Here is a 17,551-nt window from a genome sequence, read left to right on the forward strand (position 1 = left end):
TGGCGGTCGCGGCGATTATGGACTAACAATCGGCCCCACCCTCCGCTTGGGGGCGCCTTGGACCGGTTGCGAGATTCTGGCGTATCATGATCGAAAATTTCAATTTTGGCCGTGTCGCCGTTCTCGGTGACCTGGTGCTCGACTGCTACATCAACGGCTCCGTGGGCAGGATTTCACCCGAAGCCCCGGTGCCGGTGCTGCTGCGCGCCCACCATACCGCCGTGCCGGGCGGAGCCGCCAATGTCGCGATGAATGCCGCCACCCTGGGCTGCATGGTTGAGCTGATCGGCCTTGTGGGATGTGACGCCCCCGCCGACACGCTGAAGAAGACCCTGTCGGGAAGCCGGAACATCGACCTGTCCGGGATCGTGGCCGACCCCGCCTGGACCACGATCACCAAGACACGCGTCATCAGCGGCCGGCAGCAGATCGTGCGGATCGACGAGGAATTTATCGACCCCATCGCGCAGGATACCCGGACCCGCCTGATCGATGCCGCCTGCCGGGCGATCGAGCGCGCCGACGTGCTGATCTGCTCCGATTACGCCAAAGGCGTGCTTTGCGACGACGTTCTGGAAGCCGTGATCGGCCATGCGCGGCAGCATGGCGTGCCGGTGATCGTCGACCCCAAGCGCAAGGATTTCGCGGCCTATCGCGGAGCCTCGCTGGTGACGCCCAATCGGGGCGAAATCGCCGTTGCGACCGGGATGTCCCTGGGCACCGATGCCGATATCGAGCGTGCCGCCCGCAAAGTTTCCGACCAGTTCGGCGGTGACGTGCTGGTGACGCGCTCGGAAGAAGGCATGACCCTGGTGCGGCGGGATGGACGGGTGACCCATGCCCGTGCGCGCAAGTCCGAGGTCTATGACGTCTCGGGTGCGGGCGATACCGTGGTGGCGACGATCGCGAGCGTGCTGTCGGCGGGCCAGGACCTGGAAACCGCGATCGTGATCGCGACCTGCGCCGCTTCCATCGTCGTCGGCAAGCTTGGCACCGCCACCGTGACCCGTCACGAACTCAGTGCCGCACTGAATGCCGAAATGCGCGAGGACGGCGCCCTGGTCTCGATCGACCGTGCCCGCACCCTGACGGAGGGATGGCGGCATCATGGCGCGCGCATCGTCTTTACCAACGGCTGTTTCGATCTGATCCATCCCGGCCATATCTCCCTGATCCGCGCGGCGGCGCGGCAGGGAGACAAGCTGGTGGTGGCCCTGAACAGCGATGCCTCCGTCGCCCGCCTGAAAGGCCCGGCGCGGCCACTACAGGACGAGCAGGCCCGGGCGACCGTCATCGGGGCCCTGCGCGACGTGGACCTGGTCGTCATCTTCGACGAGGACACGCCGCTGGAGACGATCCGTGCCTTGCGGCCCGACGTTATCGTCAAGGGCAGCGACTATCAGGAACATGAAGTCGTTGGCGGGGATATCGTGAAATCCTATGGCGGATCGGTGGTTCTCGTCGATCTGGTCGCGGGACGTTCGACCACGTCGATCGTGCGGAAAATGCTGCCGGGATAGAGCATTTCCACTGGACCATGAATTGTGAGGGATGACGCGGAGCGTGAGTCCTGACGCCTGGAATGGCGTGGAGCGCGTTCAGTCTTGCGCTGATCGTGCGCCCTATCGACGAATGAAAGAATCGCGCGCTCCGATGCGCGATAAAGCGCTCGATCCGTCCGTTTTTATCGAAGCAAGAACTGTCATGGCATATTCCCGCTGCTCCGCCTCCTCGCAAGGAAGTGGAGCAGCGGGATGGATTGGACGCTCAAAAACCCTTTACGCGCTACGCGCCGCTTCGGTGATCGGGTTGTAGCCGATCACCTTCGCATATTCGCGCGGCACCAATTGCCAGAAGCGCGGCAGGATATTCTCCCATTTATGCAGCATCAGCGCGGCGTAGCGGCTGTGCGTCTCGCGCGCATGGGTCTCCACCAGTCCGCGCAGCACGCCCTCCCATTTCGGATCGATGACCCGGTTCCACAGCAGCGTATCGGGGTTGATCCGCTGCTCGAACGTGCCGTTCTCGTCATAGACGAAGGCCATGCCCCCGGTGAAGCCGGCGCCGAAATTGTCACCCGCCTCACCCAGAATGACCACGGTACCACCGGTCATATATTCGCAGCCGTTCGACCCGCAGCCTTCCACGACCGCCGTGGCACCCGAATTGCGCACGGCAAAACGCTCGCCCGCCTGGCCGGCGGCATAGAGCGCCCCCGCCGTCGCGCCATACAGCACCGTGTTGCCGATAATGGCGTTCTCGTTCGACACCAGGTTCGACGACGGCGACTGCCGCACCACGATGGTCGCGCCCGACAGGCCCTTGCCGACATAATCGTTGGCATCGCCCAGCACTTCCAGCTTCAGCCCCTGGACCGCGAACGCCCCCAGAGACTGGCCCGCCGAACCGCGCAGGCGCACCGTCAGGTGTCCCGGTGCCAGCTTGGCCATGCCGAACTGCCGCACGATCAGCGAGGAAATGCGCGTGCCGATCGCCCGGTGCGTGTTCTGCACGTTGTAGTGCAGCTGCATCTTCTCGCCATGGTCGAACAGCGGCCGCGCATCGGCGATCATCTGCGCATCCAGCGTCTCGGGCACCTCGTTGCGCCCTTCGCGGGTGCAGTAGCGCGCGTGCGGCCCCGGATCGGCCTGGGCCAGCAGCGAATTGAGGTCCAGATCGTCCAGATAATCCGCCCCGCGCGACACCTGCTTCAGCAGGTCCGTCCGCCCGATGATCTCGTTCAGCGACGAGAAACCGAGCGAGGCCAGGATGTTGCGCACGTCCTCGGCGATGAACGAGAACAGGTTGATCACCTTTTCCGGCGAGCCTTCGAACTTGGCGCGCAGCGCCTCGTCCTGGGTGCAGACGCCGACCGGGCAGGTGTTGGAATGGCACTGCCGCACCATGATGCAGCCCATGGCCACCAGGCTGGCGGTGCCGATGCCGAATTCCTCGGCCCCCAGCATCGCCGCGATCACCACGTCGCGCCCGGTCTTCAGCCCGCCATCGGTACGCAGCTTCACCCGGTGGCGCAGGCGGTTCAGCATCAGCACCTGGTGCGCTTCCGCCAGCCCCAGTTCCCAGGGTAGCCCGGCATATTTGACCGAACTTTGCGGGCTGGCCCCGGTGCCGCCGCTATGGCCGGAAATCAGGATCGCATCGGCCTTGGCCTTCGCCACGCCGGCGGCAATGGTGCCGATGCCCGAGCGCGCGACCAGCTTCACCGTCACCGTGGCCTCGGGATTGATCTGCTTGAGGTCGTAGATGAGCTGCGCCAGATCCTCGATCGAATAGATGTCATGATGCGGCGGCGGCGAGATCAGCGTCACGCCCGGTGTCGCATGCCGCAGCTTCGCGATCAGCCCCGTCACTTTGAAGCCCGGCAACTGCCCGCCCTCGCCGGGCTTGGCGCCCTGGGCCATCTTGATCTCGATCTCGCGGCAATCGTTCAGATACTGCGCCGTGACGCCGAAGCGCCCCGAGGCGATCTGCTTGATGGCCGAGGACGCATTATCGCCGTTCGGGCGCGGCTTCGCACGCGCGGGGTCTTCGCCCCCCTCGCCCGAATCCGACTTCGCGCCGATCCGGTTCATGGCGATCGACAGGGTCTCGTGCGCCTCGGGGCTCAGTGCCCCCAGCGAGATCCCCGGTGCGATCAGCCGCTTGCGCAACTGGGTGATGCTTTCGACCGCCTCGACGGGGATCGGCGTCCGCCCACCACGGAAATCCAGAAGATCGCGCAATGCCACCGGCGGCTGACGCCGCACCGCATCGGCATAGCGTCGATAGATGGTGAAGCTGTCGGTCGCCACCGCCGTCTGCAGCATATGGATCAGGTTGCCGTCGAAGGCGTGGACCTCGCCATGGCGCCGCATCTTATACTGGCCGCCCACCGGCAGCGCGATCACCGTCTGGTCCCACGCGGTCCGATGGAAGCTCAGCACGTTGGTCGCGATACCCGACAGGCCAATGCCGGAGATGCGCGAGGGCATGCCGGGGAAAAATTCCGCCGTCAGCGCGCGCGACAGGCCGATCGCCTCGAAATTATACCCGCCGCGATAGGCCGAGACGATCGAGATGCCCATCTTGGACATCACCTTCAGCAGCCCCTTGTCCACCGCCTTGCGATAGCGTTCCACCGCCTCGCGCAGCGAGATCTCGCCGAACAGGCCGCGCCGCTGCCGGTCGGCAATGCTCTCCTGCGCCAGGTACGGGTTGATGCTGGTCGCCCCGACGCCGATCGTCACCGCGATGGCGTGCACATCCAGCGCCTCGGCCGAACGCACGTTCAGCGAGGTAAAGGTGCGCAGCGATTGGCGGACCAGATGCGTATGCACCGCCGCCGTCGCCAGGATCATCGGGATATAGGCGCGGTCGCCCGACTGCGCCTGATCGGTCAGGAACAGATGGGTGCAGCCTTCGCGCACCCGGTCCTCGGCCTCGCGCCGGATGCGGGCGATCGCCTCGCGCAGGCCTGCCTCGCCTTCCACCGCCGGGAAGGTGCAGTCGATCACGAAGCCGCTGTCACCGCAGAAATTGCGCAGCGCCTCGAATTCGCCGCTGGTCAGCACCGGGCTGGGCAGTTGCAGCAGGTCGCACTGGACCTCGGATTCTTCCAGGATGTTGCCCAGATTGCCCAGACGGGTCAGCAGGCTCATCACCCGCGTCTCGCGCAGGCTGTCGATCGGCGGGTTGGTCACCTGGCTGAACGCCTGGCGGAAATAATGCGCCAGCCCCCGATAGCGCGAGGACAGCACCGCCAGCGGCGCATCGTCGCCCATCGAGCCGATGGCCTCGGCCGCGGTCTCGACCATCGGATGCAGGATGGTTTCCAGCTCCTCCAGGGTCGTGCCGACCGCGAGTTGCCGGCGGCGCAGTTCGTCCCGGCCGAACAGCACCGGCTCCTGCACGTCGGCCCGCACCACAGAGCCGATCTTCTGGATGCTCTTCACCCAGGTACCGAAATCCCGGCGCCCGGCCAGCAGGTCCAGCAGTGCCTCGTGGCCGTAGAGTTTGGCTTCCTGAAGGTCGAGGCCGATCATCTGCCCCGGCCCAAGCCGCCCGCGCCGCACGATGTCGGTCTCGGGCACCTTCACCATGCCGGTTTCCGAGCCCACGATCAGCAGCCCGTCCGCCGTCACGGTATAGCGAAGGGGGCGCAGGCCGCTGCGGTCCAGCCCGGCCACGACCCAGCGCCCGTCGGTGGCGCACAGCGCCGCCGGCCCGTCCCACGGCTCCATCACCGCGTTGCAATAGGCATACAGATCCTGGTGCTTCTGCGGCATGCCCGAATTGCCGCCGACGCTGGCCGGCACCATCAGCGCCTTGACCATCGGCGCGTCACGCCCGGCAAAGGTCAGCAGTTCGAACACATTGTCCAGCATCGCGGTGTCGGAGCCCGCGGCCTGCACGACCGGCTTCAGGTCTTCCATCACCGGGTCCAGCACCGGGTCGGCCAGCCGCGTCTCGTGGCTCTTCATCCAGTTGACGTTGCCCGAGATCGTGTTGATCTCGCCGTTATGCGCCAGCCGGCGAAAGGGCTGCGCCAGCTTCCAGGTCGGGAAGGTGTTGGTCGAATAGCGCTGGTGATAGATCGCAAACCGGCTGACGAAGCGCGTGTCCAGCAGGTCGGGATAAAAATCCGTCAGGTTCTGGGCCAGGAACATGCCCTTGTAGATCACCGACCGGCAGGACATCGAGCAGATATACAGGTCGAGCGAATTGGCCTGCGCGCTCTTCTCGATCCGGCGGCGGATCACATACAGGTCGCGCTCGAACGCCTCTTCGTCCCGCCCCGGCAGGTTGCGGATCATGATCTGCTCGATCTCGGGCCGGGTGGCATTGGCCTTCTCGCCGATGCACGCCGTGTCGATCGGCACCTGGCGCCAGCCATAGATGCCGTAACCGACGGCCAGGATCTCCGTCTCGATGATCTGGCGGCACCGCTCCTGCGCGGCCAGGTCCGTCTTGGGCAGGAACACCATGCCGATGGCGATCTGCGTATCCACGCAGCCCTCGCCGCCGCTATGGATCGCCTCGGCAAAGAAATCCTGCGGAATTTCCAGGTGAATGCCCGCACCGTCACCGGTCTTGCCGTCCGCATCCACCGCGCCGCGATGCCACAGGGCCTTCAGGGCCGCGATCCCGGCCTCGACTACCTCGCGCCGCTTGCGCCCGTCCAGCGAGGCGATCAGGCCGACACCGCAGGCATCGCGCTCCTGCGTGGCGTCGTACAGCCCGCTGATCGCCTGCGCGTTATCCTGCCACTCGGCCACGAAGTCCTGGCCGGCATCCCGCGATCCGTGATCCTGGGTCAACTGGTCCATGTTCGTCACTCCGCAGCCTGGGCGCACTGGGCCGCCCGGTTTTCCAGCCAGCGATGCATCTGCGCCGCCGCATCCCGTCCATCGCGTATCGCCCACACCACCAGGCTGGCCCCACGCACGATATCCCCCGCCGCGAACACGCCCGGCAGGCTGGTCATGAAACTCTCATGGTCAACCCGCAGCGTGCCCCAGCGCGACACGGCCAGATCCGGCTGGCCCCACAGGGTCGGCAGCGGCTCCGGGTCGAAGCCCAGCGCCTTGATCACAAGGTCGGCTTCCAGCACGAAGGCGCTGTCTTCCACCGGCTCCACCGACTGGCGGCCGCTGGCATCAGGCATGCCCAGCTTCATGCGCACGGCGCGCACGCCGCTGACGGTGTCATCCCCCAGAAACGCCTCGGGCGCCGCCAGCCAGACGAAGGACACACCTTCCTCCTCGGCGTTCTTCACCTCGCGGATCGAGCCGGGCATGTTCGCGCGGTCGCGGCGATAGAGGCATTTAACCGATTTCGCGCCCTGGCGAATGGCGGTGCGCACGCAATCCATCGCCGTGTCGCCACCGCCGATCACCACCACCGACTTGCCGGCTGCATTCAGCGCGCCGCTTTCCTCCGGGGCGAACTGGTCGCCGAGTGATAGCCGGTTGGACATCGTCAGATAATCCAGCGCCTTGACGATGCCACCCAGCCCCGCACCCGGCCCGCCGATATCGCGCGATTTGTACACGCCCGTGGCGATCAGCACCGCGTCATGCCGCGCCTGCAAGGTCGCGAAAGAGAGCGTGCCCGCACCGTCGCCGTCCGCGATGTCCACCCCGAGATGGAACTGAACGCCCGATTCCTCCAGATAGAGGTGACGGCGCGCGACGATGTCCTTTTCCAGCTTGAAGCCCGGAATGCCATAGATCATCAGGCCGCCGATCCGGTCGTACCGGTCATAGACATGCACCTGATAACCCTGCTGGCGAAACTGCATCGCCGCCGCCAGGCCGCCGGGGCCGGCACCGATGATGCCGATCGAGGTCTCGCGCTCGAAGGGCGGGCGGATCGGCTCGACCCAGCCGCTGGCGAAGGCGGTATCGGTAATGAAGCGTTCGACGGCGCCGATGGTGACGCTCTCGAACCCCTTCTCGATCACGCAATTGCCTTCGCACAGCCGGTCCTGGGGGCAGATCCGGCCGCAGATCTCGGGAAAATTGTTGGTGGCGGAAGACAGCGCATATGCCTCCTCCAGCCGCCCTTCGGCCGTCATCTTCAGCCAGTCGGGAATGTTGTTGCCCAGCGGACAATGAACCGAGCAGAACGGCACGCCGCATTGCGAGCAGCGGCTGGCCTGCTGCTCCGCCTTCTCGACCGCGAATGCGCGATAGATCTCGTCGAAATCGCCGTTCCGCTCCACGGCCGGCCGCTTGTCGGGCTGGCTCTGCGGCACGGAGACGAATTTCAGCATGTGCTCGACCATCGGTCCCCCCTGGATAACGCCCGACCGTCACCTGCGGTACGTTGTGTTGGCGGAACACCTACGCCAGACACATCCAGCATAAAAGACAGCATTGCTGCCCTTTATGCCAAAAAGGCCGCTCGGGAGCCGTCCGGGAGAATGAATCATTCGGTCACATTGGTCCGATCCGGACCAATTGACCATATAATGCTTTGAGCACGCTTGTTTATGTAATTTTATATCCGCTCAGATAGGACGGAACAATCATTTCCATCGACGCGGGTTGAATACCAAGCTGCTCCAGGCCGGGGGCGCCGTCGGCCGCCACATTGTCGCTCGCGAGCATCGCAAGCTGGTCGCGCGTCAGCATCCGTCCGGGCAGACGCTCCAGCCACATGGCCTGCCACCAGGCCAGGGCCGGGGGCACCGCGATCACCAATCGGCGTCGGCCAACCGCCGCCACGATCAGCCGCGCGATCTCCTCCATTGTCCGAACCGCCGGGCCGCCGAATTCGAAGATCGCACCCTCCTGCCCGCTGGCCGCCACCAGACGCCGTATCCCTTCGGCCACGTCGGCGACATAGACCGGTTGCAGGCGCGTCCGCGCGCCATAGACCGGCACCACCGGGCTGAACCGCGCGAGCGTGGCGAAGAGAGTGGTGAAATGGTCTTCCGCCCCGAACAGGATGGACGGCCGCACGATCGTCGCTTCCGGCATTGCCCGCAGCACTGCTTCCTCGCCGGCCGCCTTGCTGCGGCCATAGGCCGAGCGGCTGTCCGGCGCTGCCCCGATGGCCGAGACATGCACTAGCCGCTCCACGCCCGCCGACGCTGCCAGACGCGCTACCTGCGCGGCACCGTCCACATGCACGGCCTGGAACGTCGCCGGCCCGCGTTCGGCCAGGATTCCGACGAGGTTCACCACCACCCTGGCGCCTTCCACGACCGGCACCAGCGAGTCGTGATTCAGAATCGAGGCGCCCAGCGGCACGATCTGCCCCACATCGCCCAGCGGGCGCAGCGATGCCGCCCGGTCGGCGCGCCGCGCGGCCACCCGCACCACATAGCCGTCTTCGGCCAGGCGACGCACCACGTGGCGCCCCAGGAACCCTGAACCGCCGATTACCGCTGCCACTTTTCGCGTCGTCATGTCCCGCCCCTGCCCTGTTTTTTCCTCATCTCTAGCACAATGCCTGCCCCATGCGGCCGGACCCGCCCCTTCTCCCCACCCATGCAATAAAAACGACCCGAATCGTTCCCCCCATGTTGACCGCCCCCCATGGGCAGAGTAAACGCCCTTCACCACCCCGGAAACGGGGAGCCTCTGTGCCCAGATGGCGGAATTGGTAGACGCGCAGGTTTCAGGTACCTGTGGCCGCAAGGTCGTGGAAGTTCGAGTCTTCTTCTGGGCACCATCCATTTCGATGGATCATGATCGACCCGTCACGGTATGACCGGTCGACCTCTCCCCCCTCCCCTGAATATCCGATGATATGCGGCGCATAGCATGCGCTATGGCGCGGCACAGTCATGTCCGCCCTCCATTCTGTCCGCGTATCCGCCCGAACAGCCTTATGATTTTGTTTACCCATCGGTGTTGTATCTAAAAAAACAACCGATCGCGGGCGGGTACTGGCTGATGTTCGACCTCTCTTTTTCCGAACCTGCCGACCAGGCCGTATCGCCGCCGGACGTGCCTGCCCCCGCACCCACGCCCTTTGCCCATGCCGCTGCCACGTCGCCGACGCAGAAGGGTGCCGAGGGGATCGTCTTCGATTTCAACCTGGGATGTCGCGTGCTGCTGCCCGTCAGGGAGGATGGACGCACATGGCACATCCGCCTGTCGGATCTGGATACCGGCAACATCCTGTTCGAACGGCGCGGCATGGAGAGCGGCCTGGTCCGCTCCAGCAAACGCTGGTACGTGCGCTTCGAGATTGAGGTCTGGGTGGAAGAGCCGGCCGGCGGCGACGAAACGCCGGTCTTGCGCCATGCCATGGATCTGCGCGACCGGACCGTCCTGATCCAGTTCTCCGTCGGCACCCTTGGCGACACGCTGGCCTGGATGCCCTACGCCGCGCGATTCGCGGAACGCCACGGCGCGCGCGTCATCTGCGCCCTGTCCGATCTGATCCGGCCGCTCTTCGAGACGGCCTATCCGCATATCCTCTTCGTCACACCGGAGGAACTCGGCCCGCGGGAAATCATGCAGTCCGCCTATGCCACCTATTATCTCGGGCTTTTCTTCGACGATGCGGCGCGTGACTGGCATCCGATCGATTTCCGCCATGTCGGCCTGCACAAGACGGCGGCCTATATCCTGGGGGTCAGCCCGGAGGAGGAACCGGCCAGGATCGCGTTCGCCGACCCCGGCCGGCCGCTGGCCGAGCCCTATGTCTGCATCGCGGTCCAGGCATCGTCCCAATGTAAATACTGGAACAACCCGTTCGGGTGGGCGGAGGTCATCGCCTGGCTGAAGGAGCGGGGCTATCGCGTCGTGTGCATCGACCGCAAACCCGTCCACGGCACCGGCCTGGTGTGGAACCACATCCCCTTCGGCGTCGAGGACCAGACGGGCGACCGCCCGCTGACCGAGCGCGCGTGGTGGCTGAAACATGCGGCACTGTTCATCGGCGGCAGTTCCGGCCTAGCCTGGCTGGCCTGGTCCGCCGGATGTCCGGTGACGATGATTTCGGGCTTCACGCATCCCGACAACGAATTCGCGACGCCGGGCCGCATCATCAACTGGCACACCTGCAACGCCTGCTGGAACGACCCCCGCGAACGGTTCGACCATCAGGACTTCCTGTGGTGTCCGCGACATCGCGGCACGGACCGCCAGTTCGAATGCACCCGGCTTATCCCGTCGGCTTACGTGATCCGGGTGATCGAGCGGCTTCTCTCGCCCGGACCACGCAAACCCACCGAATGATGAAAGGCGGAACCGGCCATGGCTACCGTATCCTCGACAGTCCCCCTGCCTCCTCCGACGATCACCAATACCGCCACGACCATTTTGGGCGGGACGTGGACCGCGTCGCTCAATACCGGCGGCGTCACCGTCTATACCAGCGGTTCCGCCACCATCAGCGGTCCGGTCAATCTATGGGGGGGGCGCCATCCTTAACGTGACCAGCGGCGCCGTCGTCTCCGGCCTCACCGCTGTCGCCGCCTACGGCGGGGTCGCCGCGACGATCAATGTCAGCGCCGGCGGTACCATCGAGAATTCCTATACCGCCAACGGCTATCTCAACGTCTATTCGGGTGGCATCACACAGGACAATACCTACGAATCGGAGGTCACCACCATCTATGCCGGCGGTTCGTCCACCAGGGACATCTTCACCGAATCCTACACCTCCGGCACGACCTCCGGCACGCTCAACGGCACTGCTTTCACCGGTGGCGACGGAGGCAGCTACATCATCGTCAATTCCGGCGGCAGCATCACCGACCCCACCGTCGCCAACCAGGCCCTGACGGTCAACAAGGGGGCTTCCTACGAGTCCGCGACCACGCCGGCCGCGCCTCCAGCGATCACCAATACGGCCACGACCATTTCAGGCGGGCCGTGGACCGCGTCGCTCAATGCCAGCGGCGTCACCGTCTATACCAGCGGTTCCACAACCGTCAGCGGTCCGGTCAATCTGTGGAGCGGCTCCACCCTCAACGTGACCAGCGGCGCCGTCGTCTCCGGCCTCACCGCCGTCGCCGCCTACGGCAATGTCGGCCCGACAATCAATGTCAGCGCCGGCGGCACCATCGAGAATTCCTATACCGCAAACGGCTACCTCAACGTCTATTCGGGTGGCGTCACACAGAACAACACCTACGAATCGGAAGTCACCACCATCTATGCCGGTGGCTCTTCCACCAACGACGTCTTCACCGAATCCTACACTTCCGGCTGGACGACCGGCACGCTCAACGGCAGCGCCTTCGCCGGCGGCGATGGCACTGCCAGCGTCACCGTCAATTCCGGCGGCAGCATCACCGCCCCCAGCGTCGTCAACCAGACCCTGACGGTCAACAAGGGCGCCGCCTACGAAGCGTGCTTCCTGGCCGGCACCATGATCCGGACGCCGACCGGCGACGTCGCGGTGGAAGAGCTTTCGACCGGCGACACCATCCTGGCCTATGTCGACGGCCAGCCGGTCGCGCGCACGATCGTCTGGGCCGGCATGGCGCGCGTCCATGTCCGCCCGCGGCCGGCCGGGGACGAAGCCGGCTGGCCCCTGCGCATCGTGAAGGACGCCTTCGCCGACGGCGTGCCTTACAAGGACATGCTGATCACCTCGGAACATTGCCTGTTCTTCAACGGCGCGTTCGTGCCGGCGCGCATGCTGGCAAACGGACAATCGATCTTCTACGACCGCTCCATCCCCGCCTATGCCTATTACCATATCGAGACCGAGGACCATGCCATCGTCATGGCCGACGGCGTGCTGACCGAGAGCTATCTGGATACCGGAAACCGCCAGGCCTTCCGGCAGCACGGGCGGGTCGCCAGCCTGGCCCCCGACCGCGCCCTGACCTGGAATGACGCGGCCTGCCCGCTGGATGTCAGCCGCCCCTTCGTCGAACCCCTGTTCCGGCGGATCGCGGCCCGCGCCGCGCAGATCGGCGCGCCGACGCGCGAGCCGGACCATGCCCTCACCGACGACACGGACCTGCATCTGGTCACCGGCACGGGCGCCATCATCCGGCCCGTCCGCCAGAACGGCGAGCACGTCCTGTTCATGCTCCCCGCCGACATCCAGGAGGTCCGCATCGTCTCGCGCACCAGCAGGCCCAGCGACGTCATCGGTCCCTTCGTCGACGACCGCCGCCATCTGGGCGTCCTGATCGGCGATATCACGCTCTTCGAAGGCAGCCACTCGACCGCTCTGACCGCCCATCTGAGCGCGAACGAACGGCATGGCTGGACCACGTCGTGGCAGGACAGGCTGCGCTGGACCACAGGGAACGCCACCCTGCCGCTCGGCGCACGTCGATCGGATCGCATGGCGCTGCTGGCGCTGGAGGTCAGGGCGGGCGGCCCTTACATCGTCTCCGGGACCGATGCGGACGCCGTCGCCCGCATCGCCTGACGGATCGGCGGGGCGGCGTCATGCCCTGTAAAGAATTATGAACATACGGAGTTGACCGCTCCGTATGTTCAGGTTAAACGCCCTCACCACCCCGGAAACGGGGGCCTTCTAAGCCCAGATGGCGGAATTGGTAGACGCGCAGGTTTCAGGTACCTGTGGCCGCAAGGTCGTGGAAGTTCGAGTCTTCTTCTGGGCACCATCTCTTCAGCCGGATCAGGCATTGCCCGCTCGGGCGACATAAGAGCCTTCGGGCAACTGATCGGCATCCCTCTCGCGCAACGGCGCTTCCGATATTATATGTCCGTCACTGCACCGGCCTCCGCTCATGACGGCGTGTCGGCGCGGACATGCGTCTTGTGGGTTGGGAATCATGGACTGTCCTTTCATTTTTGGTCGTTACGCCTGCATTGTGGGGATTTACGCATGATTGCCACCGCGCCCACGATCTATCTGCATCGCGGCGACCTGCCTGCCGACGTGACCTTTCACGGCCCGATCGCCGTCGATACCGAGGCGATGGGATTGAAACCGCATCGCGACCGCCTGTGCCTGGTGCAGATCTCGGCCGGAGACAACGCCGCCCATCTGGTGCAGATCCTGCCCGGCACCCCCAGCCCCAACCTTGCCCGGCTGATGGCCGACCCCGCCATCACCAAGCTGATGCATTTCGCGCGGTTCGACGTGGCGATCCTTCAGCACACGCTCGGCGTCACCGTCGCCCCGGTCATCTGCACCAAGATTGCCTCCAAACTGGTCCGCACCTTCACCGACCGCCACGGACTGGCGCAGCTCTGCCGCGAATTGCTGGGGGTGGACCTGAGCAAGCAGCAGCAGACATCCGACTGGGGTGCGCCGGACCTGACGCCCGAGCAGAAAGTCTACGCCGCATCGGACGTGCTGTATCTGCATGCGCTCTGGGCCAGACTGGAAGCGCTTCTGCACCGCGAGGGCCGACGCGACCTGGCCCAGGCCTGCTACGATTTTCTGCCCGCCCGTGCGCGGCTGGACCTGCTGGGATACGAAGAGCCGGACATCTTCGCCCACCGGGCATGACGCCCCTTTCCCCCGCGCGCTCCATCGTTCCGTTTGACCTGGACCGCCGCCATGGCAATACACCTCTGGCATGACCCAATCCGCCCCTCCCATCGGTAACGCTTCCGATTCCGGCCAGTCCGACACGGACATCGCGGCAGCGTGCAGGGTGCTGGCGCGCGAGACCGACGGGCTGATGCAGATGGCAGCCGCCTTGCGCGCCCCCGCGCGCGACGGCGACGACACGCCGCCCCTGGGCGAGACATTCACGCGAGCGATCGCGGCCTTCTCCACCCTGGCGGGGCGCGTGGTCGTCACGGGCATCGGCAAGTCCGGACAGATCGGCCGCAAGATCCAGTCCACGCTGGCCTCCACGGGCACGCCCTCGGTCTTCGTCCATCCGTCGGAAGCCTCGCACGGCGACCTGGGGATGCTCCAGCCGGGCGATGCCGTGCTGGCCCTGTCCAATTCGGGCGAAACGGCGGAACTGGCCGACATCGTGGCGCATACGCGGCGCTACGGCCTGCTGCTGGTGGCGATCACGACACGTATCGAATCGACCCTGGCGCGCGCCGCCGACATCCCCCTGATCATCCCCGATGCGCCGGAAGCCTGCCCGATGGGTCTGGCCCCCACCACCTCGTCGATGATGCAACTGGCACTGGGCGATGCCCTGGCGGTGGTCCTGCTGGAGCGGCGGGGTTTCTCCGCGACCGAATTCAGCATCTTCCATCCCGGCGGGCGGCTGGGCACGAGGCTGCGCCGGGTCGCCGACCTGATGCATCGCGGCGGCATCATGCCGCTGGGCACGCCGGACACCTCGCTGCGCCAGGTCATCATGGAAATGACGCGCAAGGCGTTCGGCTGCATGGGCGTGGTCGGCGCCGACGGCAGGCTGTGCGGGCTGATCACCGACGGCGATCTGCGCCGCGTCCTGGACCGCGACCTGGACCTTACCCGCGCGGCGGACATCATGAACACCGAGCCCCTGACCACCGGACCCGACGTGCTGGCGGCCGAGGCGCTGCGGCTGATGAATGCGCGCGCCCGCCCGATCACCAGCCTGTTCGTGCTGGATGGCGAGGGCGTTCCGGTCGGCATCCTCCATGTCCATGACCTGCTGCGCGCGGGCGTGGCATGAGCACTCCCCCGCCCTCCGACGGCCAAAGCCCGCCCCGGCGCGAGGATTTCGCACGCTCCGCCGATCAGGTCGCGCGGCAGCGGTCGGCGCTGCACCAGGATACGTCCCGGTTGCGGCGCGTGCTCCGGCCCGGCGACATCGCCCGGCGCCAGCGCCTGGTCCGCTGGGCCAAATGGGCCCTGCCGGCGGCGGCCCTGCTGCTGCTGGGATCGATCGCCGTGTGGCCGGCCGTCGACCGGCTGATCAACATGCAGCGTGGCGCCCTGCGCGAGATGGAGAGCCTGCGCGTCTCCAGCGGCAACATGCTCGGTGCCGTCTATCGGGGGCTGGACGAGCACGACCGGCCATTCATGATCACCGCCGACCAGGCCCAGCAGATCGGCCCGGACCGCATCAACCTGACCCGCCCGGCCGCCGACACCCAGACCCAGGGCGGGGACTGGATGATGGTCAGCGCCGCCCAGGGCGTGTATCTGCAACGGGAACAGGTACTGGACCTGACGCAGGACGTATCGCTCTACCGCGAGGACGGCGTGATCATGACCGGGGTCACCGCCGATATGGATCTCAGGCAGGGAATCATCGCATCCGACCAGTGGGTGCATGCCGAGGGCCCATTCGGCATGCTGGACGCGCAGGGATTCCTGCTGTCCCAGCATGAAGGGATTGCCCAGTTCCGTGGTCCGGGACGGCTGATCCTGAACGACGACGCCCATGCCGGCCCCGCGCCGGCCCCTCCCCAAGCCCCCCAGACGGAGCCCAGTCGATGACCGCCCCCGCAAAGGTCGCCTCCGCGTTCCTGTTCCTAGGCGCCTCGGCGTTCCTTCTTCCTTCGGGCGGCGCGTGCGCCCAGGCCATCGACCTGTCGCATGGCGGCCAGATCAACGTCACGGCGGCCGGCGGCTTCGACTGGGACCAGAAGACCCAGACCGTCACCGCCTATGACAAGGCCCAGGCCACCAGGGGCAACGTCACCGTGACCGCCGACCGCCTGATCGCCTTCTACCGCAAGAAGGCCGCAGCCGGCGCAGCCGCCCCTGCCGAGCCCCCGGCCCAGCCCGCCGCCGACGGCGCCCAGGGCATGGAGGCCGGATCGGGCGCCAACGAGGTCTATCGCCTCAACGCGCTGGGGCATGTCCATATCTTCACCGATACCGACCAGGCCTGGGGCGACAAGGCGGTTTACGACATCGATCAGGCGGTGATGGTCCTGACCGGCAACGGGCTGAAACTGACCACCCCGCAGGATGTCCTGACAGCCCGGGATTCGATGGAATATTATTCCCAGACCCGGATGTCCGTTGGCAGGGGCGATGCCACGGTCACCACCAATGACGGGCGGCAGATCCGAGCCGACGTGCTGGTCGGCTACAGCGCGCCGAACCAGCCGGCGGCGCAACCTGCCTCCCCGCAACCCGCCGGGCATGGTGGAGAGCCATTGACGGGTTCGGGGAAGCTGGAAAAAGTGAACGCATTCGGCCATGTGTTCGTCCGCACGCAGACCGAGACCGTGACCGGCGACCGTGGCGTCTACGTTCCCGACACGGGAATCGCGCGGATTGTCGGCAACGTGCATATCACGCGGGGCCAGAACCAGATCAGCGGAGCGGCGGCAATCGTGAACATGCGTACCGGAATCGCCACGATGACCGAACGGCCGGGCGGACGGGTCAGCGGCCTGATCGTCCCCAACGAGGCCAATCCCCCTCCTGCCGGAACCCACTGATGAACGACATCCCCTACGCCCTGTCCGACGAGGCAAAGAATGCCGCCGGGGCCTCCTTCGGCAGCGCCCTCAGTGGACTGATCGCCAACGGCATCGGCAAGAGCTACAAGAAGCGCCCCGTCGTCCGGAACGTCTCGATCCAGGTCAATCGCGGCGAGGCCGTCGGCCTCCTGGGCCCCAACGGCGCGGGCAAGACCACCAGCTTCTACATGATCGTGGGACTGGTACAGCCCGACAGCGGCTCGATCACCCTGGACGGCACCGATATCACGCGCCTGCCGATGTATCGCCGCGCCCGACTGGGCATTGGCTACCTGCCGCAGGAAGCCAGCATCTTCCGGGGCCTGAACGTCGAACAGAACATCATGGCGGCGCTGGAAGTCGTGGAATCCGACCCTGACCGGCGCGAGGAAATGCTGACCGGCCTGCTGGGCGAATTCGGGATTTCTCATCTGCGCCGCTCGCCTTCGCTGGCCCTCTCGGGCGGCGAGCGGCGGCGGTTGGAAATCGCTCGCGCCCTGGCCAGCCAGCCGCATTACATCCTGCTCGACGAGCCCCTGGCCGGCATCGACCCGATCGCGGTGGGTGAAATCCGCGATCTGGTCTCGCACCTCAAGGATCGCGGAATCGGCGTGCTGATCACCGACCACAATGTCCGCGAGACGCTGGAAGTGATCGACCGCGCCTATATCATGCATAGCGGCCAGGTGCTGATGGAAGGCCGCCCCGAGGAGATCGTCGCCAACGAGGACGTGCGGCGGGTTTATCTGGGAGAAAATTTCTCCCTCTGACCGCCC

Annotated in this window: 12 protein-coding genes and 2 tRNA genes; 11 read left to right on the top strand and 3 right to left on the bottom strand. The window is 65.9% G+C overall.

The window, feature by feature from the left end:
- The first annotated feature begins 86 nt into the window (after nt 1-86).
- Nucleotides 87-1,520: a D-glycero-beta-D-manno-heptose-7-phosphate kinase gene (gene rfaE1 / locus C7453_RS12130; protein WP_114727791.1), complete on the top strand. Its 1,434-nt coding sequence runs from the start codon at nt 87-89 to the stop codon at nt 1,518-1,520.
- A gap of 258 nt (nt 1,521-1,778) precedes the next feature.
- Here the strand turns inward: rfaE1 and gltB are convergent, their stop codons facing one another.
- From gltB to C7453_RS12145, 3 genes are all read right to left on the bottom strand, one after another.
- The gene (gene gltB / locus C7453_RS12135) at nt 1,779-6,326 is read right to left on the bottom strand and encodes a glutamate synthase large subunit (RefSeq protein ID WP_114727878.1); all 4,548 of its coding nucleotides are present in this window, start codon (nt 6,324-6,326) and stop codon (nt 1,779-1,781) included.
- Nucleotides 6,327-6,331: 5 nt separating this feature from the next.
- Nucleotides 6,332-7,786: an NAD(P)-dependent oxidoreductase gene (locus C7453_RS12140; protein WP_114727792.1), complete on the bottom strand. Its 1,455-nt coding sequence runs from the start codon at nt 7,784-7,786 to the stop codon at nt 6,332-6,334.
- A 205-nt stretch (nt 7,787-7,991) separates the two neighbouring features.
- Complete coding sequence (locus tag C7453_RS12145) at nt 7,992-8,915, bottom strand: complex I NDUFA9 subunit family protein (protein ID WP_114727793.1); 924 nt, start codon at nt 8,913-8,915, stop codon at nt 7,992-7,994.
- A 178-nt stretch (nt 8,916-9,093) separates the two neighbouring features.
- On the opposite strand from C7453_RS12145, the gene C7453_RS12150 reads away from it, so the two are divergent.
- The 10 genes from C7453_RS12150 (at nt 9,094) to lptB (ending at nt 17,545) form a co-directional block, all read left to right on the top strand.
- Nucleotides 9,094-9,180 (top strand) — tRNA-Leu (locus tag C7453_RS12150).
- A 224-nt stretch (nt 9,181-9,404) separates the two neighbouring features.
- Entirely contained in the window at nt 9,405-10,697 is a 1,293-nt protein-coding gene (locus tag C7453_RS12155) for an autotransporter strand-loop-strand O-heptosyltransferase (protein ID WP_114727879.1), read from the top strand.
- 18 nt (nt 10,698-10,715) lie between these two features.
- Entirely contained in the window at nt 10,716-10,892 is a 177-nt protein-coding gene (locus tag C7453_RS18975; RefSeq protein WP_170143211.1) for a hypothetical protein, read from the top strand.
- A 1-nt stretch (nt 10,893) separates the two neighbouring features.
- Entirely contained in the window at nt 10,894-12,855 is a 1,962-nt protein-coding gene (locus C7453_RS12160) for a Hint domain-containing protein (RefSeq protein WP_114727794.1), read from the top strand.
- A gap of 112 nt (nt 12,856-12,967) precedes the next feature.
- Nucleotides 12,968-13,054 (top strand) — tRNA-Leu (locus C7453_RS12165).
- A 224-nt stretch (nt 13,055-13,278) separates the two neighbouring features.
- Nucleotides 13,279-13,908 carry a ribonuclease D gene (locus C7453_RS12170; RefSeq protein WP_114727795.1) on the top strand — a complete coding sequence of 210 codons (630 nt, stop codon included), beginning with the start codon at nt 13,279-13,281 and terminating at the stop codon, nt 13,906-13,908.
- 70 nt (nt 13,909-13,978) lie between these two features.
- On the top strand, nt 13,979-15,028 hold the full coding sequence (locus C7453_RS12175) for a KpsF/GutQ family sugar-phosphate isomerase (RefSeq protein WP_114727796.1): 1,050 nt from the start codon (nt 13,979-13,981) through the stop codon (nt 15,026-15,028).
- Nucleotides 15,025-15,798 (top strand): LPS export ABC transporter periplasmic protein LptC, encoded by a 774-nt coding sequence (lptC, locus tag C7453_RS12180; RefSeq protein WP_114727797.1) that lies wholly within the window; start codon nt 15,025-15,027, stop codon nt 15,796-15,798. Before C7453_RS12175 ends, lptC begins: the two co-directional genes overlap by 4 nt.
- Nucleotides 15,795-16,754 (top strand): LptA/OstA family protein, encoded by a 960-nt coding sequence (locus tag C7453_RS12185; RefSeq protein WP_114727798.1) that lies wholly within the window; start codon nt 15,795-15,797, stop codon nt 16,752-16,754. Before lptC ends, C7453_RS12185 begins: the two co-directional genes overlap by 4 nt.
- A complete protein-coding gene (lptB, locus tag C7453_RS12190) occupies nt 16,754-17,545 on the top strand; it encodes an LPS export ABC transporter ATP-binding protein (protein ID WP_114727799.1) in 792 nt (263 codons plus the stop codon). Before C7453_RS12185 ends, lptB begins: the two co-directional genes overlap by 1 nt.
- Nucleotides 17,546-17,551: the final 6 nt, after the last annotated feature.

It is taken from the genome of Gluconacetobacter liquefaciens (assembly GCF_003350405.1).
Classification (GTDB): domain Bacteria; phylum Pseudomonadota; class Alphaproteobacteria; order Acetobacterales; family Acetobacteraceae; genus Gluconacetobacter; species Gluconacetobacter liquefaciens.